The organism is Pseudomonas sp. A1230, assembly GCF_044218825.1.
In the GTDB taxonomy this organism is placed as follows: Bacteria; Pseudomonadota; Gammaproteobacteria; order Pseudomonadales; family Pseudomonadaceae; genus Aquipseudomonas; species Aquipseudomonas iridis.
Genome location: NZ_CP162582.1, coordinates 1,945,938 through 1,970,721 on the forward strand (window position 1 = coordinate 1,945,938; position 24,784 = coordinate 1,970,721).

Below are 24,784 nucleotides of genomic sequence, written 5' to 3' on the forward strand. Positions count from 1 at the left end.
ACGCTTAGAAAGACCTATTATTCCTGTAAGTCCACCTGTATCTACTTAATTGTCGCCCACGAAATGATGAGCGAAGGCACCCACGATCAGACTGTCGGACACCTGTGCTTGCAATTGGCCGTCCTGAAGATCAAACAGCATTGGCCAGCGTTAAGGTAATTGTGCGCGAATGGCAGAAAGAAATGGGGAAGGAGGGCGACTTTGATCCCGGCGAGGAGGCGGATACTCATCGAAAGTCATCCTGCAGCTATGATAAAAAAGGAGCATCGGCAAGTCATGTGCGGGCTCTGTACATCATGAGAGGATCCGGTGCTACACACATGCTTAGCGATGTCCAATGCTACAGAGGCGGTTCGCCGCTCCGACAAAGCCCGATTATAATCAAGGTCGTCCATGATTTAGCAGAAAATAGGATAAGCGGATCGAGCGAGCTTCGCACATAAAATCGACGGTTTGAGGTGGCCACCGTCGCAGAAGGCGATAACTTTATTAAAGACGCGCTTCCTGATGGTTGTATTATCTTTTGGCGGAGTACGTAGCAAAACGAAGTTTTTATTTCAACTCGATGACTCCTCCGTAAAACGAAGAGAGTCGAAATAGCGTTCGTTCCAGTACCTATTGTCTAGAGAGTCGGTACGTATTGTTTTGCCTGTTCTGGGGGAGTGTATGAACTGGTTATCGCCTATGTATAGACCTACATGATTCACTTGTCCCTGATCACCATGCTTGAAAAAAACGGCGTCACCAGGTTGGAGGTCGGCACGGTCTATACGCGGAAACCCTTCATTTATCATCACTTTAGTTGTCCGAGGTAACTCTACCCCTGCTTCGCTGCGGAACAGATAAACCAGCAATCCGCTGCAGTCGAACCCCGTCTCTTCGCTCGTGCCTCCCCACTTATAGGGAGTACCGATTAATTCTTGCGCCCTCAGGATGATGCGCTTACTCGTGTCCGATTCATTGACAGCATCGGAGCTACTCTGAATTGAGGCAGTATATAGTGGGGGAGGCTGATCATTCGCTCCATAACTAAGCGAAGCAAAGCTCAAAACCACTATGGATAGTGCAAATGCTGGAACGTTCACCTTCTTACCACTCGGGAGATTTCGACGAGCAGAAGTTTAGAGTTGCAGTCGTGAAGGCAATGCCGGAAATAGGCTTGCAGTCCGTAGGAAATTTCCGAACTCCTTTTTCAATCACTTGCTGCTTCTGCCATCTCAATTGGCAAGATTACATCCGCTCCCTGATTGCGCACGCCACCTACTTCCCGACCAACTGAAAATCACTCAAGCGTCTCCGTAGGTCGTATGCGTCCGGGTAACACACCTTTCTGACTCCAAGGTCTACTTGTTACGAACACGCCATCGCCACTTAAGGATCAAAAACTCAGCGCCATGGGCTCTGGCTGATGGCACTATGAAGCTTGACTTCGACGGTGAGTAACAACGATGCAAACTTGGCGATTGGACAACGAGCAGTTACGAGCGATGATAACGAGCCAGATAGACCTTCGCGATGCCCTCAGAATATTGGCAGCTCGGGCACCTGTGATGAATTCGAGTCGCTCAGAGTCTGCGTATTGGGGTTTGCTTTCACTGCTAATCCTCAATGCAGATCTTTGGGCGTTGATGATTGGCGAAATGATCGTCGAGGAAATGAACTGCCTAGGCGATCAGCGTGATTGGTATTCAACGGAGCGCTAAGCGCTTCAGTTTGTGGTGGGCGTCTACCAGACACTCTGCTTGATGGAACGGTCGCACCATCGGTGCGGGAGCAATTCGGTATTTCACTCGCTCGCTACGTTGTCAAGCGCGTCAGCACATCTTTGAGAATAGGCATACGGATCATGCCCAATCATACGTGCCGACTGGATCAAACTCATGATTGCCGCTGCTCGTTTGCCGCTGCCCAGAGACCTAATGAACAACCAGTTGGGGCTGCGAGTGCTCACAGTCGTTTATCTATGGGCACTGTTCCGTCCTCTATATATAGAGCCAGTGAGCCCCAGCGCTTTGTCATTAGCAGATCCTTCGGGCACAAGATCGCGCTGTGCCAGCATCTAGGTATGCAGTGCATTGAGTATTGGCGCCCCTTTTTTCTGACGTATCCTTCCGCGATCTTCGTCAGTCATATCTCGCGCTTGCCGTTCGATTTCGTACAACCCGCCAACCGAGTGAAACACCTGCTCGGCCGGTTGGCTTTTGTTGGTCGTATGCAGATCAAAGAACTTTCGGCGGGCATGCGCCATACAGGAGATTTCAGTGATAACCTGCTTGAAGCTTGCTTTTTACCCGGCGACCTCGTCGCACACCAACTGGCAATTCCACTGGCCAAGGAAGTTGCGCGCATTTTTGACCGCACGAGTCGGGCTGAAGTCATAAACCACTGCCTTGAGCGGCAAAAACGGCGTAGTGCAGTAAGTCTAGACGTAGGCACGATGGGGTTTCTTCTGGCCCGGCGCGAGCATCTGCACCAGCGTTTCTGCAGCGTTGATCACGCGTTGGGCAAGTATCGTTTCGCGTAACGCGTCGACAAGCGGCTTAAGCTGCACTCCGGTTTGGCGGACCCATTGCGTCAGTGTCGAGCGAGCAATTGCCATGCCAATGAAATTTGCCTTGGTGCAACCGACGTGCAGCCAGCCAAACGCCTATCGCGTCGTGCAACAGCACTCTCATACGGGTAGCGCAGCGATTGGCGAACAGATAAGCGCAGTGCTGCTTCGCCGAACCGATCACCGTAATCACTCTGGCCAGCGCTGTTTCAATGCCGACACGCATGTCCATGGGTTCGGTTGCAAGCCAGATAGCATCGATGCGAATCATTGCGTGAGCCCACGGACAAAGCGGGGCACATCCTTCAGGATCAGAAGTTGGCCATTTCATTGTGACCGACTGATCGCCAAACGGTAAATCAATGACCGCCGACGTTTCATTCGGCCGTTTTGGCGTAGATTTCACTGGAATAAAAGCAGGTAGCATTGCTGGCGGCTGATCTCGGTACTGCGGCAACGATTTTCGAATTACGTTAGCGTTGGTGCCATGGCTGATGGCGACGCCGGAGATGGCCGCGCCTGGTTACAGCCATTCCGGCACAACCTGGGCTTTGAATGATTTGGGATAAGAGCTTCGTTGGCGCATGGAATGCCTGACGTTAAGGGCGATGGTGTCCGCAAAAAATTAGGCGGACACCATCGCCCTTTATACCTGAGTTCGTAAGGTGACTTGGCCGGACGCTTACGGTAGGTCTACAGCATTACTTAGCGATTTCCTCCGTTCGTAATGCCGATAATCCCGGATCCAGCCCCCATTGGCATACTCACTAGAGAGCACTCGCTAGTGAATGTAGCTCGGAAGAATGGAATGGCAAACCGTCCCACTGCCGTAACCCGGCGGCCGCCATGGCTGCATCTCGAGATGAGAAGCAAGGCTAAATAGAGAATTTAAAGGCTTCGAGGATCAGAACGGTGAGTTTCAGTTGTACGGCGGACCAAAGTGACCGATTACCATCACGATGCCTAAATGCACTAAGCAAAAGTGGTAAGGAAGGTGGCAAGGTTATGCTTCAGATCAGCGGTATGAACGTGGGGTCTGGACGCGAAGAAGCGCAGGGAAGGAATGCTTCCCCATCAGCCGACATATCGAACGCTTGCAGGACTAAAGCTGATACCAATTTTGATACCATAAGCTGCTAAAAGGCGTATTCTGGTGCGATCTCGTGCGAGCTAACAGGCTGATTTTATTGCGATTTTAGTCGCATCATGTTGCATCTAAGATCGCATCGTGATGTTAGCTGTAGAGATCAAGAGTTTTTCCTGCGAAGCATTCTGAATAGCGAGGGTGCGGCTGTAGCGCTTGGCCCGAGTCAAGGTGCGCTGAGGCGGGGAGTTCCCGGCATCAACCAAGGGGGCGCGTAAAGTTTGGCGGCGATTGTACTGGTCTGGCTCTTTAAACGATAGGGCGAAGACGTCGCCGGTGCCGATTGGCACAATCGCGGGACAGTTTTTCACAGATGAAGGTTCACTATCGGTTACAAAGTGTGGCTAAAATGCCATCCATTCACCCACCGCCCTACAGCGGCGCGGGCTCAAGGACGTGCCATTTTGTACTCAGACCACTGCATAAGACGCTGGGCCTCAGGCCGACAGGCGCGCAGTTTGTTCACTTCTGACGTGTGACGAATTCCGTGAAACTCATCATTGCTGCTATTTATGTCATTTCCATTGCATACGTTCACTTGCGTGGCCGTGTGCGCCACAAACTGGGTCGGCAACTGAGCGATCATTCGACGTTTCTGGCACCGATCAACTGCTTTCTCTACCTGTTCTCGAAAAAGCCGAACAAGCCTTACCTTGATCCTACTGAATTTCCTGACCTGAGCCCGTTGCAGGCGCATTGGGAAGAAATCCGCGAGGAGGGCCAGAACCTGCTGCGCGCGGGGGAGATCAAGCGTTCGAACCAATACGACGACGTCGGTTTCAACTCGTTCTTCAAAAGCGGCTGGAAGCGTTTCTACCTCAAGTGGTACGGCGAGAGCCATCCGTCGGCCATGAAGCTGTGCCCGCGCACCACGGAACTGGTTCAGAGCATCGGCTCGATCAAGGCTGCGATGTTTGCCGAACTGCCGCCAGGTTCGAAACTGGTACGCCATCGCGACCCGTACGCCGGCTCCTATCGTTACCACTTGGGCCTGGACACGCCTAACGATGCGGGTTGCTACATCAACGTCGACGGTGAGAGCTACCACTGGCGTGACGGTGAAGCGGTGATGTTCGATGAAACCTTCATCCATTACGCGGAAAACACCACCGACAAGAACCGCATCATCCTGTTCTGCGACATTGAGCGCCCAATGAAGTACCGCTGGGCTGCAGCGTTCAATGCCTGGTTCAGCCGTACGGTAATGTCCGCCGCCGGTGCGCCCAACGATGCGGGCGACCGTACCGGTGGGATCAACCGTTTGTTTACCAAAATCTACAAGATCAGGTTGCGTGGCAAAGAGCTGAAAAAGCGTAATCGTGCTCGGTACTACATGGAAAAGTGGGCGATCTTTGGTGGTTTGCTGGCGATCTTTATTCTGATCTGAACATTATTGCTGTGACTGTCCTGACGCCATCGCTGGCAAGCCAGCTCCCACAGTGGCCAGCGTGAGGCTGCGATCGCATTCACACCGCTAAACCTGTGGGAGCTGGCTTGCCAGCGATGAGGCCCTGAGATTCACCCGATGACTCAGGAGGCTTTTTTGGCCTTCTTCGCTGGCGCTGCCTTGCTCGCCGTTTTGGTCTTCGGCTTGGCGGGGGCCTTGCCACCCAGGCTACGTTTAAGCAGCTCGGTCAGGTCGATAACATCGGCGGTCTTGCGCTGTTCCTCACCACCAACCGTCTCGACATCCTCGATCTCGCCCTTATGGGCCTTTTTCTCCACCAGCGCCATGATCTTGTCTTCGAACTCGTCTTTGTAATCCTCGGGGCTCCAGTCCCCGCTCATGTCCTCAACAAGACGTTTGGCCATGTCCAACTCACCTTTGGCAAGCTGAGGCTTGGTCACTTCGCTGCCCAGTTCCAACTGATCGAGGCCGCGTACTTCCTGGGGCCAGCGCAATTTCACCAGCACCAGCGCTGACTCCAGCGGCATCACCGCCGCCAGATACTGGCGCGTGTGCAAGACGACGCGGGCGAGCGCAACCTTGTTGGTTTTGCTTAACGTTTCACGCAACAGCGCGTACACCTTGCCACCGCGCTTGTCCGGCGCCAGGTAGTAGGGCGTATCGATGTTCTGCAACGGGATCTGCTCGGCGTCGACGAAGGAAAAGATGTCGATGGTCTGGGTCGAAACCGGGTGCGCCGAGCGGATTTCCTCTTCGCTGAGCACCACATAACGACCCTTTTCGTAGGCCACACCTTTGACGATGTTTTCCTTGGTAACTTCCTTGCCGGTCACCTTGTTGACGCGCTTGTAGCCCACCGGGTCCATGCTGCGACTGTCGAGCCAGTCAAAGTCCACGCCTTGGGATGAGGTCGCTGAAACCAGCGCGACAGGGATATGGACCAGTCCGAAGCTGATCGCGCCTTTCCAGATTGCCCGAGCCATGGTGAGTTCTCCGAGTGATGATCAGGTGACCTGAAGCCCGGCGCGAAAGTTTCCAGAGAATGCGCGTTTTCAATTAGGTTCGGTCAAGCCGTGTTACATGTTGTTTAAGGCCGACGGGTTAACAAATCCGAACCTGAAGCGTAGCGTGGACTCGAAGGCTCTACACCACGCACATCGAGAGGCTGACCCATGAACCGATTTCTGATTGGCATTGCCGTCCTGACACTCAGTGGCGGTCTGGTTCATGCGGACGTTGTGCTGGCGCAGAGTCCGACCGGCAACAGCAACAATCCCTATAACAGTCCGATTCGCCGGGCGAATCCCAACAGCATGCAGGGCACCCAGCCCAGTGCGCCGCCCATCCGTGGACCAAGCACCGTTCCCGTGCCGCGTCCGCCAACCCTCGATAACCGGGGCATTGGCAATGGCCAGCCGATCCGTTCCGCGCCGGCCAAGCCACCTACATTCATTCCAAACCCACCCTCGCGAAGCACCGACACTCAACGTTAAACGGCAGGTAAAACGCTCTGCCAGACTTTGAAACGACAAAAGGAATCGTGCATGTTGCGTAAAACCCTTCTGGCCAGCCTGTGCGCCGGTGCTCTGATCAGTGCTCCGGCATTCGCCGCTGTCCCCAAAGAGCTGCAAAGCGAGCAAGGCACTCTCGAAGTCACAACAATTGCCCAAGGGCTTGAGCATCCATGGTCGCTGGCCTTCCTGCCGGATCGCCAAGGCATGCTGGTGACCGAACGACCGGGCAATCTGCGCGTGGTGGGTGCGGACGGCAAGCTATCGGCTCCTCTAAGCGGCGTGCCGCAAGTATGGGCCAAGGGGCAGGGCGGTTTGCTGGATGTCGTGTTGTCACCCGACTTTAAACAGGACCGACTGGTTTACCTGTCCTATGCCGAAGGTGGCGGCGCTGGGGACAAGGCAGGCACGGCGGTGGGGCGCGGTTACCTGTCGGATGACTTGAAAACGCTGAAGGATTTCAAAGTGATTTTCCGTCAGGAACCAAAGCTCTCCACCGGAAACCACTTCGGTTCTCGGCTGGTGTTTGATCGCGATGGTTATCTGTTCATCACCTTGGGTGAAAACAACGACCGGCCGACCGCGCAGGATCTCGACAAGCTGCAAGGCAAGATTGTGCGGATCTACCCGGACGGCAAGGTTCCGGACGACAATCCATTCGTGGGGCAGTCAGGCGTGCGCCCGGAAATCTGGGCTTACGGCATTCGCAACCCGCAGGGTGCAGCACTTAACCCGTGGAACGGCACAGTCTGGGAAAACGAACACGGCCCGCGCGGCGGTGATGAGGTGAATATCATCGAACGCGGGAAAAACTATGGTTGGCCGCTGGCGACCCACGGCATCAACTATTCGCTGCTGCCGATTCCTGAAGCCAAAGGCAAAAGCGTTGAAGGGGGCGTCGATCCGCGCCATGTGTGGGAGAGATCACCGGGCGTCACCGGCATGGCGTTTTACGATGCCGATCGCTTCAAACCCTGGCAGAAAAACCTGTTTATCGGCGCGCTGGTGAGTCAGGAGTTGATTCGCTTGCAGTTCGATGGCGACAAGGTCGTGCATGAGGAGCGCTTGTTGGGTGAGCTGAAACAGCGCATTCGAGACGTGCGACAGGGACCGGATGGGTATCTATATGTGCTGACGGATGAGGAGAACGGTTCGTTGTACAAGGTTGGCCTGAAACCCTGACTTTGAAATGCATGCCCTTGTAGGAGCTGCCCGAGCCTTCGGCAGCTCCTACAGGTTCAATATCAGCATCAGGGGCCGACTACTCACTACGAGCGTAAAGAATCACCACCGCTCGTAACTTCCCCCGCCCAAACCGGCACATCTTCTCGAACTCGCCATGACTGACCGGCACATGCTGGCAGTCAATGGGCTGGCGGTGCTGGCTATGGTCGACGTCCGGATCGTGCAGGTAAACGAAATCCTCATCGCAATCGGTCACCACCACCCAGTGCGGCGATTTCGATCGAGTCAGCCGATAGCTGCTGATCAGCACCAGCGGTTGGCCTCCCGCTTCCAGTAAGCGCGGCAAATCCAGCGGAGCACCGATTACGCGCTCGACATCGGTCTGCGCCAACTGTGCGGTGAATTCTTCATGGACCAGGCGCATGACGTCTTTTTTATGCTCATTGCGTACGCCGTCGAGGAACAACGGCCCCGCCAGGCTCAACTCCAGACGCACGCGAAATCCCCGTCGCCATGCGGCGAGCGCCAATCCCTGCGGACTGCAACCACCATGCCCCGACGTCATGAAAACGGTCGTCGCCTCGCGCCAGATCTGCAGTTCCTCACGGCGCTCTAACAAGCGTTCTGACTGCAACGCCCCCATGGCCATCAACAGACACGCCGGGCCACAGGTGAAATCGGTGGTTTGACCGTACCAAGGCACTTTGATGCTGCGTGAGTCTCGATGCTGGAGAATACGTTTCTCCAGGCGCAGCGCGTCGGCATGGTCTTCGTAGTAATCGTGGATCAGTGCAAAACGCCGGTAGCCGTTGCGTTCATACAGGGCAATGGCGGCGGGGTTGTCGGTGCGTACTTCCAGGCGCAGGTACGCGCAATCGTGTTCCAGCGCGCAAGTCTCGATACGTTGCAGCAGTTGTTTACCCAACCCGCTCCCGCGCGCCTCGGCGGCAATGGCAATGGAATACAGGCGCGCCAGCGACGTACCACGGTGAAACAACGCCAGTGCGTAACCCCGTAAATGGCCGTCGACCTCGGCCACCAGCAGCTGTGCGTGGGCGCGAGTAATCATCCAGTGAAAACTGCGACGGCTGAGCCCGTCCGTGGTGAAACATTGCATTTCCAATGCCAGCAACGCCGGCAGATCTTCAACTACCGCCAAACGAAAAACAGCATTCATATGACCACCGTAAAAGTTGCGTAACGAAACGAGACTTTCGAAAAACTTCGTGCTTAATAGAAAAGGTCTTGTTCTCCAACGGATCAATCTCTATGTCAGCGGTACAGGGTCATTGGCGCGAAGTATCCGAGCAAAATTTGCCGGCGGCAACTTATTTAAACTCAGCAACTGGTACTTCCAGCCGGGTGTTGATCATTGTCGAGCGCAAGGAAGATTGGGCTTCGTACTTCCCCAGCGAGGACATCATCACGGCGCAGGAATACCTCGAGCAAACCCGTGACAGCGAGCCGGGCAAGCGTGTGCAGGTGATCAATCTGTGCCGCAGCTACAAGTACCTCGGCCATGGCTATTACTGCTCGCTACTGGCCGAAGCCCGCGGGCACAAAGTGATTCCGTCGGTTCGCACGATCAGCGAACTGACCAAAAAATCACTTTACGGCCTGGCGCTGGACGACCTCGATAAAACCCTGGAAAAAGCCCTCAGTCATCATCTATATAGCGATACCGAAGGTTTTACCCTGACGTTGTACTTTGGCAAAACTCATATCGAGCCATTACAGGATCTGGCTCGACAATTGTTTGAAGTGTTTCCCTGTCCGATTCTGTTAGTTGAGTTTCGTCGAACTAACGGTTGGCACATCGAGGGCATAAAGTCCGGCACGTTACATAAGTTGCGCGACGATCAGGAAGATCAATTCGCCAATGCCCTTGATGGCTTCAGCCGCAAAGTCTGGCGAGTGCCGCGTTCCCGGCAAGTGGCGCGGTATGACGTGGCGATCTTGCACGATCCGCAGGAAGCGCTGCCGCCATCAAACAGCAAGGCGCTTGCGAACTTTGTTCGGGTCGGCAAGACCATGGGCATCGACGTCGAGCTGATCGAGCGCAAGGATTACGCGCGACTCGCCGAGTACGACGGCTTGCTGATTCGCGAAACTACCAGCGTCGACAACCATACCTACCGTTTCGCCAAGAAGGCTGAAAGCGAGGGGCTGGTGGTGATGGACGATCCGGCCTCGATTCTGCGCTGCACCAACAAGGTCTACCTCACCGACCTGCTCAACAGCCATCAACTGGGCATGCCGGCGACGGAGATTCTGTACAAGGAGCGACCCGAAGATTTCGAACGGGTAGGGGAACGGCTTGGTTTTCCATTGGTGTTGAAGATCCCCGATGGCTGTTTCTCGCGGGGTGTGATCAAGGTCGAAAGCCAGCAGGCGCTGCTCGAAGCCACGGCCGAGCTGTTCGAACATTCGGTGCTGTTGCTGGCCCAGGAGTTTTTCTACACCGAGTACGACTGGCGCATTGGCGTGCTCAACCGCAAACCGATCTTCGCCTGCCAGTACTTCATGTCCAAGGGACACTGGCAAATCTACAACCACAAGGCCAAGGGCCAAGACATCAACGGCGAATGCCGGACAATGGCGATCCACGAGGCCCCCCGCGCCGTGGTGGAACTGGCGGTGAAAACAGCCAACCTGATCGGCGACGGTCTCTATGGCGTGGACCTGAAACAGGCTGGCGACAAGGTGGTGGTGATCGAAGTCAACGACAACCCGAACCTGGACGCCGGTATCGAAGACGCTTATTTGCAGGACGACTTGTATTCGCTGGTGCTGGAAGAGTTCGTGCGGCGGCTGGAGCTCAAGCGTCGCGGCCAGGCCTGGTGAAGCGCCGATGATCAACAGTTTTGCATTGAGCCGCGGTGCCTTGCAGCGAGTCGAACGACTGGACGCCGAGGTGATGCTGTTCAGCGATCCCGACGCCGCCGAGCGTGACCTGCTGCACAGTCATTTCAAAGTCGATGAGCACGCACTGGCCTCGGCACTCGATCCGGACGAAGTGTCGCGAATCGAGTTTCACCCCGACCACTTGTTCCTGATCTGGAAGCGCCCGGAAAACTATTCCGGTGGCGGCAGCCTGGCGTTTGAGGTGTCTTCGTGCGGTTTGCTGTTCTCGCCCGGGCAGTTGCTGGTGATCGCCACCGACGACACGCCGCTGCACGGCCTCGGCACGCGCCAACCGTTAAACACGCCGCTGGATGTTCTGCTCGACCTGCTGTTCAACAACATCCATCACTACCTCGGGCACTTGAAGGTGATCAAACTGGTCGCCCGCGAGTTGCAGCAAAAATTCAACGCCTCGATGCAGAACCAGCATCTGGTGCAAATGTTCAACCTCAGTGAAAGCCTGATCTATTACATCAACGCCCTGCACAGCAACGGCGCAGTGCTGACGCGGCTGCGCAACCACGCCGAAAAACTGCATTTCAACAGCGAAGCGATCGGCCTGATCGACGACCTGATCATCGAAAACAACCAGTGCTACAAACAGGCGGAGATTTACTCCACGGTGTTCTCCGGGCTGATCGACGCGCGCGGCAACCTGATGAACAACAGCATGAACAACCTGTTGCGCAAATTGACGTTGATCAACGTGGTGTTTTTGCCGTTGAACCTGATTGCGAGCATTGGCGGGATGTCGGAGTTCAGCATGATGACGGCGGGAACACCGTGGTGGGTCTCGTATCCGCTGTTCCTGGCGGCGATGTTGCTGGCGGCGGGAGGGATGTTGTTTGGTCTACGGCGTTTGGCCAGTTGATCGTTGGTAATCCTTGTAGGAGCTGCCGAAGGCTGCGATCTTTTGATTTTCAAGATCAAAAGATCGCAGCCTTCGGCAGCTCCTACACGGTTTATGTATTTCTGACAGTCCCGCTTTTGGCCGAACCGCCACCGTGATGCCTTGTTATAGTTCGGGCCTCATTTTCAGCCCGGTAAAGGATCACTGCCATGTCTCAATACACCGCCTTCAGCGTCGAACTGGCCGACAATATCGCCCATGTGCAGATCAATCGTCCGGAAAAGATCAACTCGATGAACGCCGCGTTCTGGAGCGAGATCGTCGAGATTTTCCAGTGGATCGACGACACCGACGAAGTGCGCGTGGTGGTGCTCAGCGGCAACGGTAAACACTTTTCCTCCGGCATCGACCTGATGATGCTCGCCGGCGTCGCCAATGAACTGGGCAAGGATGTCGGCCGCAACGCGCGCCTGCTGCGCCAAAAGATCTTGACCCTGCAAGCCTCGTTCAACGCCGTCGATAACTGCCGCAAACCGGTCATCGCGGCGATTCAGGGTTATTGCCTGGGTGGTGCGATCGACCTGATCGCCGCCTGCGATATGCGTTACGCAGCTGAATACGCGCAATTCTCGATCAAGGAAATCGATATCGGCATGGCCGCCGATGTTGGCACTTTGCAACGGTTGCCACGGATCATCGGTGACGGCATGCTGCGTGAGCTGGCTTACACCGGTCGCAACTTTGGCGCTGAAGAAGCGCGCAGCATCGGTCTGGTCAATCGCGTTTACAGTGACAAGGACGCGCTGCTGGAAGGCGTGCTGGATATCGCTCGCGACATCGCGTCCAAGTCGCCCATCGCAATTGCCGGCACCAAGGAAATGATCAGCTACATGCGTGACCATCGCATCGACGACGGCCTCGAATACGTTGCCACCTGGAACGCCGCCATGTTGCAATCCACCGACTTGCGCGTGGCCATGGCCGCCCATATGAGCAAACAGAAACCCGAATTTGTGGATTGAGAACCATGACATCTCGCTGGACCACTGCAGTACTGGACACCGATCAACCCGGCGGCTGGGCCGTGGCGCGTAGCCCCGAAGGCTTTCTGTTCGACGACAACGGCGCGCTGTTCCCACGGGAATGGCTCAAGCGTCAGGACTTGTCGGTGCTGACCGAGCATGGCATCGGCCACCTCGATGGCGAGCCGGTGTACCTGCTGGAATTGCGCAGTGCCAGCGAGGTCATGGGTTGCAGCTGGAAGGGCCTGCGGGCGTTCATGCTCGACGGCGATCACACGATCTACAAAGTGCTGGGTTATGCCGCGCAGATCGGCACCTGGGCCCGTGAACACTGCTTCTGTGGCAATTGCGGGCAAGCCATGACGCAAGTGCCGCGCGAGCGGGCGATGTATTGCCAGCCGTGTGATCTGCGCAGTTACCCGCGGATTTCGCCGAGCATGATCGTGCTGATTACCCGTGGCGACGAAATTCTGCTGGCACGCTCACCGCGCTTCGTCACTGGCGTCTACAGCACGCTGGCCGGTTTCGCCGAGCCGGGCGAATCGGCGGAGGACTGCCTGATTCGCGAGGTGCGCGAAGAAGTGCAGATCGAGGTGAAGAACATCCAGTATCTGGGTAGCCAGTGCTGGCCGTTCCCGCACTCGATGATGCTGGGTTTTCACGCGGAATACGCGGGCGGGGAGATTGTTTGTCAGGAAGACGAGATCGAAGACGCCCAGTGGTTCAACGTGCACGACCTGCCGCCCTTGCCGGCGTCAAAATCGATTGCACGTTATCTGATCGACGTTTATGTGGCGCGGCGTTTAGGCCACGCTGAACCAGTGCTGCCAGGCTAGGCGCACGGTCAATCCCAGCACCACGGTGATGAACACCGGACGAATGAACTTGGCGCCACCGCTGATCGCGGTGCGCGCACCAAAGAATGCGCCGACCATCACCGACAGGCCCATGCTCAGGCCGATGATCCAGTCCACTTGCCCGGAAAACACGAACACCGACAGCGCCGCGATGTTGCTGACGAAGTTCATGCTGCGCGCCACGCCGCTGGCCTTGACCAGGTCGATCGGGTACAGCAGCAAGCTGCTGACGGTCCAGAATGCCCCCGTGCCGGGACCGGCCACACCGTCGTAGAAACCGAGGCTGAAGCCTTGGGTCGATTGCCACTTCTTCTTGATCGGCGCGTTGCTGTCCAGCGGCGCTTTTGGCGTGCCGCCGAACAGCAGATACAGGCCGCAGGCGAAGACGATCACCGGGAGCATTTTGTTCAGCCATTCTGCCGGCAGGTAATGAGCGACGACGGCGCCGGTCAACGCACCGACCAAGGTGCCGACAATCGCGTGCATCCACTGGCGAGGATGAAACAGCTTGCGCCGGTAGAAAGTGAAACTGGCCGTCGCCGAACCGAAGGTTGAACTCAGCTTATTGGTGCCCAGTACCAGATGCGGCGGCAGGCCAGCGGTCAGCAGCGCCGGCGTGGTCAACAGACCGCCACCGCCGGCGATGGCATCGATAAAACCGGCAACGAAAGCGACAACGGCCAGAATGGCCAAAGTGGTGAGGTCAACGCTGAGTTCAAAAGGCATGGAGTCGACTTATTCGGCAGGGGCGCAGATCGGGGCTGCGCGGAGGGCTGCCATGTTACTCATTTCCAAGTGTTGCGGCGAGTCGACGGACGTCTTCGCGAGCAGGCTCGCTCCCACAGGTTTTTGCGTTGATCTCAAAGACCCTGCAGGAGCTTCTCGCTAAGCGTCAGACCCTACGATCAGCCAACGCCCGCGCCATCCGCGCAATCCCTTCTTCCAGCAACGACCGTGGGCAGCCGAAGTTCAGCCGCACGAATTGCTGATTCTGATCGCCAAAGTCCAGCCCGGCGCTCAAACCTACCTTGGCCTGTTCAAGGAAGAACTGCTGAGGGTTTTCCAGATCCAGCGCCGAGCAATCGAGCCAGGCCAGATAAGTCCCCTGCGGTACATTGATGGTCACGCCCGGCAAACGGCTGCGAACCGCTTCAACCAGATAATCACGGTTGGCCTGCAGGTAGGTTTTCAACTCGGCAAGCCATGGTCCACCTTCGCTGTAGGCGACACGGGTGGCTTCCATGCCCAGCGGATTGACGCTGTCGACCATGCCGCAACGGGCGTGATTGACGCGTTCGCGCAGGGCGGCGTCCTGGATGATCATGAACGAGGTCTTGAGGCCGGCGATGTTGTAGGCCTTGCTCGCCGACATCAGGGTGATCGTGCGCTGGGCGATTTCCGGGCTCAGCGAAGCAGTCGGAATGTGCACGCGGCCATCGAAGCACAGCTCGGCATGAATTTCGTCGGAGATGATCCATGCGTCCTGCGCCACGCAGATGTTCGCCACTGCTTGCAACTCATCGCGGCCGAACACTTTGCCGATCGGGTTGTGCGGGTTACTCAACAACAGCGCGCCGCCACCGTTCAGCGAATCACGCAAAGTGTCCAGCGGCGTGGCGTAGGTGCCGTCAGCCTGCGGCACGAATTCCAGCTCAACCTTGTTCAAACCCCAATGAGCCGGCGCATGGCGCAGTGGCGGGTAGTTCGGCACTTGCACCACGACATTCTGCTGCGGCTGCACCAGCGCCTTGAGCGCCATGTTGAAACCGGATTCAACGCCTGGCAGGAAGATCAGCTCTTGCGGCTGCACCTTCCAGGCGAACTTGTTCCAGAGGTCGGCGACGATGGCTTCACGCAGGTTGTCCTGCGCGACGCTGTAACCCACCAGCGGGTGCAGCAGGCGCTGTTGCAGCGCCTCGATGACCACCGGCGGCGCGGCGAAATCCATATCAGCGACCCACATCGGCAGCACGTCGGCCGAATAGCGGCTCCACTTGGTGCTGCCCGTGTTGTGGCGGTCGAATACCTGATCAAAATCGAAAGTCATGCGCGGTCTCGTGAAGGCGGGTGAGTTCTGTCCGCCATGATAAGCCCATGACCTTGTGGGAGCACACAAAACCTGTGGGAACTGGCTTGCCAGCGATAGCGGTGGATCAGTCACCATCATTGTTGGATGTGCCGACGTCATCGCTGGCAAGCCAGCTCCCACAGGGAATTGAAGTTGTCAGGGAGAGCCCCGACAAACGGCCGACGGTCGGTTTTCACACAGTCTGTGTGGTCATTGTCTACAGTGAAAAAGCGGGCACCCGTTGCCGCAACCGTGTTTGTCCAGATAAAGCCCGGCATCAGTACCGGGTTCCACCTGATCAGGAGTGCACGATGGATCTCAGCCGTCGTCAGTTCTTCAAGGTCGCCGGTATCGGCCTTGCAGGCTCAAGCCTGGGCGCGTTGGGCATGGCCCCGACGCCTGCCTTCGCCGAGCAGGTGCGTCACTTCAAGCTTGCCCACACCCATGAAACCCGCAACACCTGCCCGTATTGCTCGGTCGGCTGCGGCTTGATCATGTATAGCCAGGGCGATGCCGGGAAGAATGTCGCGCAAAATATCATCCACATCGAGGGCGACGCCGACCACCCGGTCAACCGTGGCACCCTCTGTCCAAAAGGCGCGGGCCTGCTGGACTTCATTCACAGCTCGGGCCGTTTGCTGTATCCGCAGACGCGCAAACCTGGCAGCAGCGAATGGACGCGGATCAGTTGGGATGAAGCGCTGGATCGCATCGTCGACCTGATGAAAACCGACCGCGACGCCAATTTCATCGAGAAAAATGCCAACGGGCAAACGGTGAATCGCTGGCTGACCACCGGATTCCTCGCGGCCTCGGCAGCGTCCAACGAAGCGGGCTATATCACCCAGAAGGTGATTCGCAGCCTCGGTCTACTGGGGTTCGATAACCAGGCGCGTGTCTGACACGGTCCGACGGTGGCAAGTCTTGCCCCGACGTACGGCCGTGGTGCCATGACCAATACCTGGACCGATATCGCTAACGCGAATCTGATCCTGGTGATGGGCGGCAACGCAGCAGAAGCGCATCCGTGCGGCTTCAAATGGGTGACCGAGGCCAAGGCGCACAACGCCGCGCGGCTGATCGTGGTCGATCCGCGTTTTACCCGGACCGCTTCGGTGGCCGACTACTACGCGCCGATTCGCACCGGTACCGACATCGCCTTCATGGGCGGTTTGATCAATTACCTGCTGACCGAGGACAAGATCCAGCACGAATACGTGCGCAATTACACCGATGTATCGTTCATCGTCAAAGCCGGTTATGGCTTCGAGGACGGCATCTTCAGTGGTTACGACGTGGCCAAGCGCAGCTATACCGACAAATCCGGTTGGGGCTACGAGATGGGCGAGGACGGCTTCGTCAGAGTCGACCCGACCCTGCAAGATCCGCGCTGCGTCTATCAACTGATGAAGCAGCATTACAGCCGCTACACCATCGACCTCGCGAGCCAGATCTGCGGGATGCCGGTCGATGCCATGCAGAAAATCTGGGACGAAATCGCCACGTGCTCGATACCGGGCAAGACCATGACGATTCTCTACGCGCTCGGCTGGACCCAGCATTCGATCGGCGCGCAAATCATCCGCAGTGCGGCGATGGTGCAACTGTTGCTGGGCAATGTCGGCATGCCGGGCGGCGGGGTGAATGCCTTGCGCGGGCACTCGAACATTCAGGGCCTGACCGACCTCGGATTGCTTTCCAATGCGTTGCCGGGCTATCTGTCATTGGGCACCGACACCGAGCAGGATTACGCCACCTACATCCACAAACGTACGCAAGTACCGTTGCGGCCGGGGCAACTCTCGTACTGGCAGAACTACAGCAAATTCCACGTCAGCCTGATGAAGTCGTGGTACGGCGCTCACGCCACGGCCGAGAACAATTGGCTCTACGACCATTTGCCGAAACTCGACATCCCCAACTACGACGTGTTGAAGATGTTCGACCTGATGAGCCAGGGCAAGGTCAACGGCTACTTCTGCCAAGGCTTTAATCCGATCGCCGCGTTGCCTGACAAGAACCGCGTGATGGGCGCGTTGGCCAAACTCAAATGGCTGGTGGTGATGGACCCGCTGGCCACCGAAACGTCGGAGTTCTGGCACAACGTCGGACCGTACAACGATGTGAAAACCGACGAGATCCAGACTGAAGTCATTCGCCTGCCGACCACCTGTTTTGCCGAAGAGGACGGCTCGCTGGTCAACAGCAGCCGCTGGCTGCAATGGCACTGGAAGGGCGCCGATGGCCCGGGCGAAGCGCAGACCGACATCCGCATCATGAGCGAACTGTTCCTGCGCCTGCGCAAGCGTTATCAGGCTGAGGGCGGCAAGTTTCCCGACCCGCTGCTGAAACTGACGTGGCCGTACAAGATCGCCGACGAACCGTCTCCGGAAGAACTGGCCAAAGAGATCAACGGCAGCGCCGTCACAGACTTCACCGATGCCAGCGGCGCAACGGTCAAGGCTGGCACGCAACTGGCCGGGTTCGGCTTGCTCAAGGATGACGGCAGCACCGCGTCCGGTTGCTGGATTTTCGCTGGCAGCTGGACCGAGGCCGGTAATCAGATGGCCCGGCGCGACAATGCCGACCCGTATGGCATGCATCAGCACCAGGGATGGGCCTGGGCCTGGCCGGCCAATCGGCGGATTCTGTACAACCGCGCTTCCGCAGACGTTGCGGGCAAACCGTGGGACCCGAAAAAGCGTCTGGTCTGGTGGAACGGTAAAGTCTGGACCGGCACCGATGTGCCGGACTACAAGGCCGACGTACCGCCGGAAGCCGGGATGAACCCGTTCATCATGAACCCGGAAGGTGTGGCGCGATTCTTCGCCGTCGACAAGATGAATGAAGGGCCATTCCCCGAGCATTACGAGCCGTTCGAAACCCCCATCGGCATCAACCCGCTGCACCCGCAAAACAAACAGGCCACCAGCAACCCGGCAGCGCGGATCTTCGATTCGGTGTGGGAAACCCTCGGCGAAGCCAAGGACTTCCCGTACGCCGGCACCAGCTATCGGTTGACCGAGCATTTCCACTTCTGGAGCAAGCACTGCAAGTTGAACGCGATTGCCCAGCCTGAGCAATTCGTCGAAATCGGCGAGGTGCTGGCGAAAGAGAAGGGCATCGCTGCAGGTGATCGAGTGCGGGTCAGTTGCAAACGCGGATTTATTGAAGCGGTCGCGGTAGTGACCAAAAGGATCCGGCCGCTGCAGGTCAACGGCCAGGTTGTGCATCAGATCGGCATCCCGTTGCACTGGGGTTTTACCGGCCTGACGCGTCACGGTTACCTGACCAACACCCTGGTGCCGTTCCTCGGCGATGGCAACACACAGACCCCGGAATCCAAGTCATTCCTGGTCAACGTGGAGAAAATCTAAATGGCCAGCCAAGACATCATTGCCCGCTCGGCCACCACCACGGTGCCGCCCTCGGTGAGGAATCAGGAGGCGGTGGCCAAGCTGATCGACACCACCAAATGCATCGGCTGCAAGGCCTGCCAGGTCGCCTGTTCGGAATGGAACGAACTGCGCGACGAGGTCGGCCACAACCACGGCACCTACGACAACCCGCAGGACCTGAGCGCAGAATCCTGGACGCTGATGCGCTTCACCGAGCACGAAACCGACGCCGGAAACCTCGAATGGCTGATCCGCAAGGACGGCTGCATGCACTGCGCCGAGCCGGGGTGCCTGGCGGCGTGTCCGAGCCCCGGTGCGATCATCAAGCACGCCAACGGCATCGTCGACTTCGATCAGGATCACTGCATCGGTTGCGGTTATTGCATCACCGGGTGCCCGTTCAACATTCCGCGTATCTCGCAAAAAGATCACAAGGCGTACAAGTGCACCTTGTGTTCGGATCGAGTCGCGGTAGGCCTGGAGCCGGCCTGTGTGAAAACCTGCCCGACCGGCGCCATCGTCTTCGGCACCAAGGAAGACATGAAGGAACACGCCGCCGAACGCATCGTCGACCTGAAAAGCCGTGGCTTCGAGAACGCCGGTTTGTATGATCCGGCCGGCGTCGGCGGCACTCACGTCATGTACGTGCTGCACCACGCCGACACGCCGAGGATTTACGCCGGTCTGCCCGACGCGCCGACCATCAGTCCGCTGGTGGGCTTGTGGAAAGGCATCAGCAAACCGCTGGGCCTGCTGGCGATGGGCGCAGCGGTGCTGGCCGGGTTTTTCCACTACGTGCGCATCGGCCCGAACCGGGTTGAAGAGGATGAACATCCGACCGCGCCCGACACCTCGGTGCATGTCGTTGATCCGGCGGTGCATACCTTCGACCCACGCGGGGAGGACCGGCCATGAGCAACAAGACGATCCTGCGTTACACCGCCAACCAGCGCACCAATCACTGGCTGGTGGCGATTCTGTTTTTCATGGCCGGGCTGTCGGGACTGGCGCTGTTTCATCCATCGATGTTCTGGCTGACCAATCTGTTTGGCGGTGGACCGTGGACGCGGATTCTGCACCCGTTCATGGGTGTGGCGATGTTCGTGTTGTTTCTCGGTCTGGTGTTCAATTTCTGGCGTGCCAATTTCTTCATCGCCAACGACCGGCAGTGGCTGCGGCGCATTGATCGGGTATTGGTCAACGACGAAGAAGCCGTGCCGCCGGTTGGCAAGTACAACGCCGGGCAAAAGCTGCTGTTCTGGACTTTACTGCTGTGCATGCTCGCTTTGCTGTTCACCGGGCTGGTGATCTGGCGCGCCTGGTTCAGCGCGTTTTTCGGCATCACCCTGATCCGCTGGTCAATGCTGCTGCATGCACTGGCCGGGTTTGTGCTGATCCTCAGCATCATCATCCACATCTACGCCGGGCTGTGGATCAAGGGCTCGGTCGACGCGATGCTGCATGGTTGGGTCAGCCGCGCCTGGGCGAAGAAACACCACGCACTGTGGTATCGCGACATCACCCGCGATGAGCGTCAACCGGACGTGCCAGAGCGACCGATCACCAAAAAGGGCTGACCTTTGCCAAGCATTCTTGAACCCGGAGAAATCGAAGCGGCGGCCAGTTCGCCGCCGTTTCTGCACCTGCCACCGCACAACCTTTTTACCTTGCGCGCCGAACGTCTGGAGCGATTGGCCGAGGGGCACCCGTTGGCCGAGTATCTGCGCTTGATCGCCGGTTTGTGCCGGGCTCAGCAGCAATTGCTGGATGATCCGCCGTCAACCGGGCCAGTCGATCAGCAACGGCTTGCCCTGTGCCAGCAACACGGTTTGCCGCCGTTCGGCGCCGATACGTTGATCCGCGAAGATGACTGGCAAGCCTGGCTTGCGGCTCTGCTGCAACGCTACGCACCTCCCGCGCAACCCGCCGTGATCGATGCAATCAGCGTGCTGCGTAGCGCCGACTCCGGGCAATTGCGCAGTTGGGCGGTGGCGCTGGTCAGCGGTCAATATTCCATGGTGCCGGCGCAACTGGTGCCATTTCTTGGCGCGGCGTTGCAAGCGGCCTGGAGCCACTGGCTGCTCAGCGCGCCCTACCTGCAACTCAAACCCGGCGACAGCCTCAGCCAATGCCCGGCCTGCGGTTCACCGGCCATGATCGGCGTGGTTCGCCATCGCGGCAAACACAACGGCTTGCGCTATCTGGTGTGTTCGCTGTGCGCCTGTGAATGGCACGTGGTGAGGGTCAAATGCGTGTATTGCGAGTCGAGCAAGGGCCTCGACTACCTGAGTTTTGAGGACGATCGCCACGCCGCCAATCAGGCGCCATTGCGCGCCGAAGTCTGTCCGGGCTGCAACAGCTATCTGAAATTGCTCTATCTGGAGAACGATGCCGACGCCGAGGCGTTGTCGGCCGATCTGAGCAGTTTGCTGCTGGACATGCGTCTGGCGCAGGACGGCTATCAGCGTCTGGCACCCAATCTGCTGCTGGCACCGGGAGACGAATGAGCGCAGCGTCTACACTCGCCGGACAGTCTTTTGTTTCGGGAGTGGCAGATGTCTGCAAGTGTTGCCCTGCGATTACCTTCCATTGATGGTTTGTTGCGTCACCCGGCGTGTCTGCCGCTGGCCGAGCGTTATGGGCGTGAGGCGTTGCTGGCGAGTTTGCGACAGCTGCTGGATGAACTGCGCTCCAGTGTGTTGAGCGGGCAGTTGTCGGCGGTTGAAATCAGTCCTGAAGTGCTGGCCGGCCGGGTGGGCGAACGGCTTGTGCAGCAACAACGCAGCCAGGTTCGGCGGGTGTTCAACCTGACCGGCACGGTGTTGCACACCAATCTCGGCCGGGCGCTATTGCCTGAAGAAGCCATCGAAGCGGTACAAATGGCGGCGCGTTATCCGCTCAATCTTGAGTTTGATCTGGCCAGCGGTAAACGCGGTGATCGTGATGATTTGATCGAAGGCCTGATCCGCGAACTGACCGGTGCCGAAGCCGTCACCGTGGTCAACAACAATGCCGCGGCGGTGCTGCTGACGCTGAACAGCCTCGGTGCACGCAAGGAAGGCATCATCTCGCGCGGCGAGTTGATCGAGATCGGCGGCGCTTTTCGCATCCCCGACATCATGGCCCGCGCTGGCGTGCGTTTGCACGAAGTCGGCACCACCAATCGCACTCATGCCCGTGATTACGAAGCAGCGATCAGCTCGCGCAGCGGTTTGATCATGCGTGTGCATGCGAGCAATTACAGCATTGAGGGTTTTACGGCCCGGGTGCAGACCGCCGAGTTGGCCGAGTTGGCGCATCGTCACGGGCTGCCGTTGTTGGAGGATCTGGGCAGCGGCAGTCTGCTGGATTTGACGCGCTGGGGGTTGCCAGCAGAACCGACGGTGCGACAGGCGCTGCTCGATGGCGCCGATATCGTCACCTTCAGCGGTGACAAGTTGCTCGGCGGCCCGCAGGCCGGATTGATTGTCGGAAGCAAAGCGCTGATCGCCAAGATCAAGAAGAACCCACTCAAGCGTGCATTGCGGGTCGACAAGTTGACCCTGGCGGCGCTGGAAGCCGTGCTGGGTTTGTATCGCGATCCGGATCGACTGGCCGAGCGATTGCCGAGTCTGCGCCTGTTGACCCGTGCGCAAGCCGACATTTTTGCGCAAGCGTCACGATTGCAACCGGCCATGGCTGACGTTTTGGGCGAGGTCTGGCGTGTGGGTGCCGTGCAGTCACTCGGCATGATCGGCAGTGGCAGCCAACCGGTGGCGCGCCTGCCCAGTGCGGCGCTGTGTTTGCGGCCGCAAGTGTCCAGGCGATTGCGCGGCCGTCATCTGCTCAACCTTGAAGCAGCGCTGCGTGCCTTGCCGATCCCGGTCCTCGGGCGCATCGATGACGACGCGTTGTGGCTGGATCTGCGCCAACTCGACGACGAGCCCGCATGGCTGGCGCAGTTGCCGCTCTTGCAGGTCGCGCAATGATTGTCGGCACGGCAGGGCACATCGACCACGGCAAAACCTCGTTGCTGCAAGCGCTGACCGGGCAAACCGGCGACCGCCGCCCGCAGGAACGCGAGCGCGGCATGACCATCGACCTCGGTTATCTGTATGCCGAGCTGGAACCGGGTGCCGGGCTGAGCGGTTTTATCGATGTACCCGGCCATGAAAAATTCACCCACAACATGCTCGCCGGCGCGCAGGGCATTGATCTGGTGTTGCTGGTCATTGCGGCGGATGACGGCGTGATGCCGCAAACCCGCGAACATCTGGCGATAGTCCAGTTGCTCGGCATTCCCCGCGCGGTGGTGGCGATCACCAAGTGCGACCGGGTCGAGGCGGGCAGGGTGGAGGAAGTGCAGCGCCAGACGCTGGACTTGCTCGAAGCCGGGCCGTTTGCCGAGGCGCCGATTTTGGCTGTATCGAGCGTGAGCGGGCAGGGCATTGATGAATTGCGACAGATCTTGTTGCAGAGCCAACGTGAAGTGCTTGAACGCAGTCGTGACGGTGGTTTTCGTCTGGCCATCGATCGCGCCTTCAGCGTTGTCGGTGCCGGGATTGTGGTCACCGGCACGGCGCTGTCGGGCGTGGTCGCGGTGGGCGACAAACTGGTTTTGGGGCCTGCCGGTAAAGCCGTAAGGGTTCGTGGTTTGCATGCGCAGAATCAGCCTTCCGAACACGGGTGCGCCGGGCAGCGCGTGGCTTTGAATATCAGCGGCGATCGTCTGGCGCTGGAGCAAATCCACCGCGGCCAATGGCTGCTGAGCGAGTGGCTGTACGCGCCAACGCAACGGGTCGATATCGAGTTTCAACTGTTGCCCGGCGAACGCCCCTTCGAGCACTTCCACCCGGCGCATCTGCACCTCGGCACTCAAGACGTGATCGCCCGCGTCGCCCTGCTCGAAGGCCCGCGCCTGAACCCCGGCGAACGCATGTTCGCGCAATTGCTGATCAACGCGCCGGTGCACGCGGTGAAGGGCGATCGGCTGATCCTGCGCGACCAAAGTGCGCAACGTACCCTCGGCGGCGGACAGGTGCTCGACCCGTTCGCCCCGGCCCGCCAACGTCGCAGCCCCGAACGGCTGGCGCAACTTGAGGCCTTGGCGCGCAGTGAACGTTTTGAGCAGGTGCTGCCGGTGTTGCTCAATCACAGCGCCGGCGGCCTCGATCCGCAGCGGCTGGAGCGCCAGTTCAATCGTCCGCGCGAAGACTGGTCATTGCCGCAGAACGTCCGGTTGATCAATACGCGCCAAGGGCCGGTGCTGTTCAACGTGCAGCGCTGGGGTCAACTGAAATTCACCCTGCTGGAACAACTGACGAAGTTTCATGAACTGGAGCCCGATCAGATGGGCCCGGATCGGGATCGACTTCGGCGGTTCAGCGGGTTGGCGCTGGAGCGTTCTATCTTCGGCAGTCTGTTGGAGGAATTGCTCGGCGCCGGTTCGATCAACGCCAGCGGGCCGTGGCTGCACCTGCCGGATCATCAGGTGCGCTTGAATGCCGAAGACGAAACCTTGTGGCTTCAACTGCAACCGCTGTTCGAGCAGGCAGGATTCGATCCGCCGTGGGTGCGCGACATCGGAGGAGTTGTTGAGCAGGACGACGCCGTCGTCCGCTTGCTGCTGCGCAAACTCGCGCGCCTTGGGCTGATGCATCAAGTGGTGCGCGACCTGTTTATCAGCGACGCGATGCTGCAGCAAATGGTGGCCGTGTTGCTGCAACTGGCCAAGGAAAATCCGCAGATCCAGGTGACAACCTTCCGCGATGCGCTAGGCTTGGGACGCAAACGCTCAATTCAATACCTCGAATACTTCGATCGCCTCGGCCTGACCCGGCGCAGCGGCGAATCACGACAAATCCGTCACGACAACGCGTTGGCCATGGCGGACGCGCACTGAGTTCA

19 protein-coding genes and 1 pseudogene are annotated in these 24,784 nt (G+C 58.3%); 13 read left to right on the forward strand and 7 right to left on the reverse strand.

Translation table 11 applies throughout. The features are described from left to right. Positions 1-557 precede the first annotated feature (557 nt). The 3 genes and pseudogenes from AB4P97_RS09305 to tnpB form a co-directional block, all read right to left on the reverse strand. Positions 558-1,085: a C40 family peptidase gene (locus AB4P97_RS09305; RefSeq protein ID WP_395602522.1), complete on the reverse strand. Its 528-nt coding sequence runs from the start codon at positions 1,083-1,085 to the stop codon at positions 558-560. Between the two features lie 712 nt (positions 1,086-1,797). After that, a pseudogene (tnpC, locus tag AB4P97_RS09310) lies at positions 1,798-2,602 on the reverse strand (IS66 family transposase); the annotation flags it as partial. Beyond that, complete coding sequence (tnpB, locus tag AB4P97_RS09315; protein WP_395602926.1) at positions 2,541-2,978, reverse strand: IS66 family insertion sequence element accessory protein TnpB; 438 nt, start codon at positions 2,976-2,978, stop codon at positions 2,541-2,543. The gene tnpB and the pseudogene tnpC, both read right to left, overlap by 62 nt. Before the next feature lie 1,204 nt (positions 2,979-4,182). Here tnpB and lpxO point away from each other — a divergent pair. Continuing rightward, positions 4,183-5,082, forward strand: coding sequence for a lipid A hydroxylase LpxO (lpxO, locus tag AB4P97_RS09320; protein WP_273877004.1), 900 nt, complete (start codon positions 4,183-4,185; stop codon positions 5,080-5,082). 143 nt (positions 5,083-5,225) lie between these two features. On the opposite strand, the gene AB4P97_RS09325 is transcribed toward lpxO, so the two are convergent. Then, complete coding sequence (locus AB4P97_RS09325) at positions 5,226-6,086, reverse strand: Ku protein (RefSeq protein WP_395602523.1); 861 nt, start codon at positions 6,084-6,086, stop codon at positions 5,226-5,228. A 189-nt stretch (positions 6,087-6,275) separates the two neighbouring features. Here AB4P97_RS09325 and AB4P97_RS09330 point away from each other — a divergent pair, with 189 nt between their 5' ends. Beyond that, a complete protein-coding gene (locus AB4P97_RS09330) occupies positions 6,276-6,596 on the forward strand; it encodes a hypothetical protein (protein ID WP_042559068.1) in 321 nt (106 codons plus the stop codon). Between the two features lie 51 nt (positions 6,597-6,647). Next, positions 6,648-7,796 carry a PQQ-dependent sugar dehydrogenase gene (locus tag AB4P97_RS09335; RefSeq protein WP_395602524.1) on the forward strand — a complete coding sequence of 383 codons (1,149 nt, stop codon included), beginning with the start codon at positions 6,648-6,650 and terminating at the stop codon, positions 7,794-7,796. A 79-nt stretch (positions 7,797-7,875) separates the two neighbouring features. On the opposite strand, the gene AB4P97_RS09340 is transcribed toward AB4P97_RS09335, so the two are convergent. Then, a complete protein-coding gene (locus AB4P97_RS09340; protein WP_210624339.1) occupies positions 7,876-8,976 on the reverse strand; it encodes a GNAT family N-acetyltransferase/peptidase C39 family protein in 1,101 nt (366 codons plus the stop codon). A 92-nt stretch (positions 8,977-9,068) separates the two neighbouring features. On the opposite strand from AB4P97_RS09340, the gene AB4P97_RS09345 reads away from it, so the two are divergent. The 4 genes from AB4P97_RS09345 (at position 9,069) to nudC (ending at position 13,411) form a co-directional block, all read left to right on the forward strand. Beyond that, the gene (locus AB4P97_RS09345; protein ID WP_042559071.1) at positions 9,069-10,643 is read left to right on the forward strand and encodes a RimK family protein; all 1,575 of its coding nucleotides are present in this window, start codon (positions 9,069-9,071) and stop codon (positions 10,641-10,643) included. A 7-nt stretch (positions 10,644-10,650) separates the two neighbouring features. Then, complete coding sequence (locus tag AB4P97_RS09350) at positions 10,651-11,574, forward strand: magnesium transporter CorA family protein (RefSeq protein ID WP_042559072.1); 924 nt, start codon at positions 10,651-10,653, stop codon at positions 11,572-11,574. A gap of 188 nt (positions 11,575-11,762) precedes the next feature. Beyond that, a complete protein-coding gene (locus AB4P97_RS09355; RefSeq protein WP_395602525.1) occupies positions 11,763-12,575 on the forward strand; it encodes a crotonase/enoyl-CoA hydratase family protein in 813 nt (270 codons plus the stop codon). A 5-nt stretch (positions 12,576-12,580) separates the two neighbouring features. Next, a complete protein-coding gene (gene nudC / locus AB4P97_RS09360; RefSeq protein ID WP_395602526.1) occupies positions 12,581-13,411 on the forward strand; it encodes an NAD(+) diphosphatase in 831 nt (276 codons plus the stop codon). Here nudC and AB4P97_RS09365 read toward each other — a convergent pair. Beyond that, on the reverse strand, positions 13,379-14,158 hold the full coding sequence (locus AB4P97_RS09365; RefSeq protein WP_042559075.1) for a TSUP family transporter: 780 nt from the start codon (positions 14,156-14,158) through the stop codon (positions 13,379-13,381). The two genes, nudC and AB4P97_RS09365, sit on opposite strands and share 33 nt — an antisense overlap. A 166-nt stretch (positions 14,159-14,324) precedes the next feature. Next, positions 14,325-15,479, reverse strand: a complete 1,155-nt coding sequence (locus AB4P97_RS09370) for a MalY/PatB family protein (RefSeq protein ID WP_395602527.1) — start codon at positions 15,477-15,479, stop codon at positions 14,325-14,327. A 332-nt stretch (positions 15,480-15,811) separates the two neighbouring features. Here AB4P97_RS09370 and fdnG point away from each other — a divergent pair, with 332 nt between their 5' ends. The 6 genes from fdnG to selB are packed head-to-tail and all read left to right on the forward strand — an operon-like array spanning position 15,812 to position 24,779. After that, the gene (gene fdnG / locus AB4P97_RS09375) at positions 15,812-18,877 is read left to right on the forward strand and encodes a formate dehydrogenase-N subunit alpha (protein ID WP_395602528.1); all 3,066 of its coding nucleotides are present in this window, start codon (positions 15,812-15,814) and stop codon (positions 18,875-18,877) included. Further along, positions 18,878-19,813 carry a formate dehydrogenase subunit beta gene (gene fdxH / locus AB4P97_RS09380; protein WP_042559079.1) on the forward strand — a complete coding sequence of 312 codons (936 nt, stop codon included), beginning with the start codon at positions 18,878-18,880 and terminating at the stop codon, positions 19,811-19,813. Then, positions 19,810-20,475: a formate dehydrogenase subunit gamma gene (locus AB4P97_RS09385; RefSeq protein ID WP_047301033.1), complete on the forward strand. Its 666-nt coding sequence runs from the start codon at positions 19,810-19,812 to the stop codon at positions 20,473-20,475. The genes fdxH and AB4P97_RS09385 overlap by 4 nt, the downstream gene beginning before the upstream one ends. Positions 20,476-20,478: 3 nt before the next feature. Next, positions 20,479-21,405 (forward strand): formate dehydrogenase accessory protein FdhE, encoded by a 927-nt coding sequence (gene fdhE / locus AB4P97_RS09390; RefSeq protein WP_395602529.1) that lies wholly within the window; start codon positions 20,479-20,481, stop codon positions 21,403-21,405. A 48-nt stretch (positions 21,406-21,453) separates the two neighbouring features. After that, entirely contained in the window at positions 21,454-22,866 is a 1,413-nt protein-coding gene (gene selA / locus AB4P97_RS09395; protein ID WP_395602530.1) for an L-seryl-tRNA(Sec) selenium transferase, read from the forward strand. Beyond that, complete coding sequence (gene selB, locus AB4P97_RS09400) at positions 22,863-24,779, forward strand: selenocysteine-specific translation elongation factor (protein ID WP_395602927.1); 1,917 nt, start codon at positions 22,863-22,865, stop codon at positions 24,777-24,779. Before selA ends, selB begins: the two co-directional genes overlap by 4 nt. Positions 24,780-24,784: the final 5 nt, after the last annotated feature.

Bases quoted from the DNA above. Each gene is read 5' to 3' on its own strand.
- AB4P97_RS09340 (WP_210624339.1), bottom strand. From the start codon at position 8,976: ATGAATGCTGTTTTTCGTTTGGCGGTAGTTGAAGATCTGCCGGCGTTG.
- AB4P97_RS09370 (WP_395602527.1), bottom strand. From the start codon at position 15,479: ATGACTTTCGATTTTGATCAGGTATTCGACCGCCACAACACGGGCAGC.
- AB4P97_RS09325 (WP_395602523.1), bottom strand. From the start codon at position 6,086: ATGGCTCGGGCAATCTGGAAAGGCGCGATCAGCTTCGGACTGGTCCAT.
- AB4P97_RS09350 (WP_042559072.1), top strand. From the start codon at position 10,651: ATGATCAACAGTTTTGCATTGAGCCGCGGTGCCTTGCAGCGAGTCGAA.
- fdxH (WP_042559079.1), top strand. From the start codon at position 18,878: ATGGCCAGCCAAGACATCATTGCCCGCTCGGCCACCACCACGGTGCCG.
- nudC (WP_395602526.1), top strand. From the start codon at position 12,581: ATGACATCTCGCTGGACCACTGCAGTACTGGACACCGATCAACCCGGC.
- selA (WP_395602530.1), top strand. From the start codon at position 21,454: ATGTCTGCAAGTGTTGCCCTGCGATTACCTTCCATTGATGGTTTGTTG.
- AB4P97_RS09385 (WP_047301033.1), top strand. From the start codon at position 19,810: ATGAGCAACAAGACGATCCTGCGTTACACCGCCAACCAGCGCACCAAT.
- AB4P97_RS09335 (WP_395602524.1), top strand. From the start codon at position 6,648: ATGTTGCGTAAAACCCTTCTGGCCAGCCTGTGCGCCGGTGCTCTGATC.
- tnpB (WP_395602926.1), bottom strand. From the start codon at position 2,978: ATGCTACCTGCTTTTATTCCAGTGAAATCTACGCCAAAACGGCCGAAT.
- selB (WP_395602927.1), top strand. From the start codon at position 22,863: ATGATTGTCGGCACGGCAGGGCACATCGACCACGGCAAAACCTCGTTG.
- AB4P97_RS09345 (WP_042559071.1), top strand. From the start codon at position 9,069: ATGTCAGCGGTACAGGGTCATTGGCGCGAAGTATCCGAGCAAAATTTG.
- AB4P97_RS09365 (WP_042559075.1), bottom strand. From the start codon at position 14,158: ATGCCTTTTGAACTCAGCGTTGACCTCACCACTTTGGCCATTCTGGCC.
- AB4P97_RS09330 (WP_042559068.1), top strand. From the start codon at position 6,276: ATGAACCGATTTCTGATTGGCATTGCCGTCCTGACACTCAGTGGCGGT.
- AB4P97_RS09355 (WP_395602525.1), top strand. From the start codon at position 11,763: ATGTCTCAATACACCGCCTTCAGCGTCGAACTGGCCGACAATATCGCC.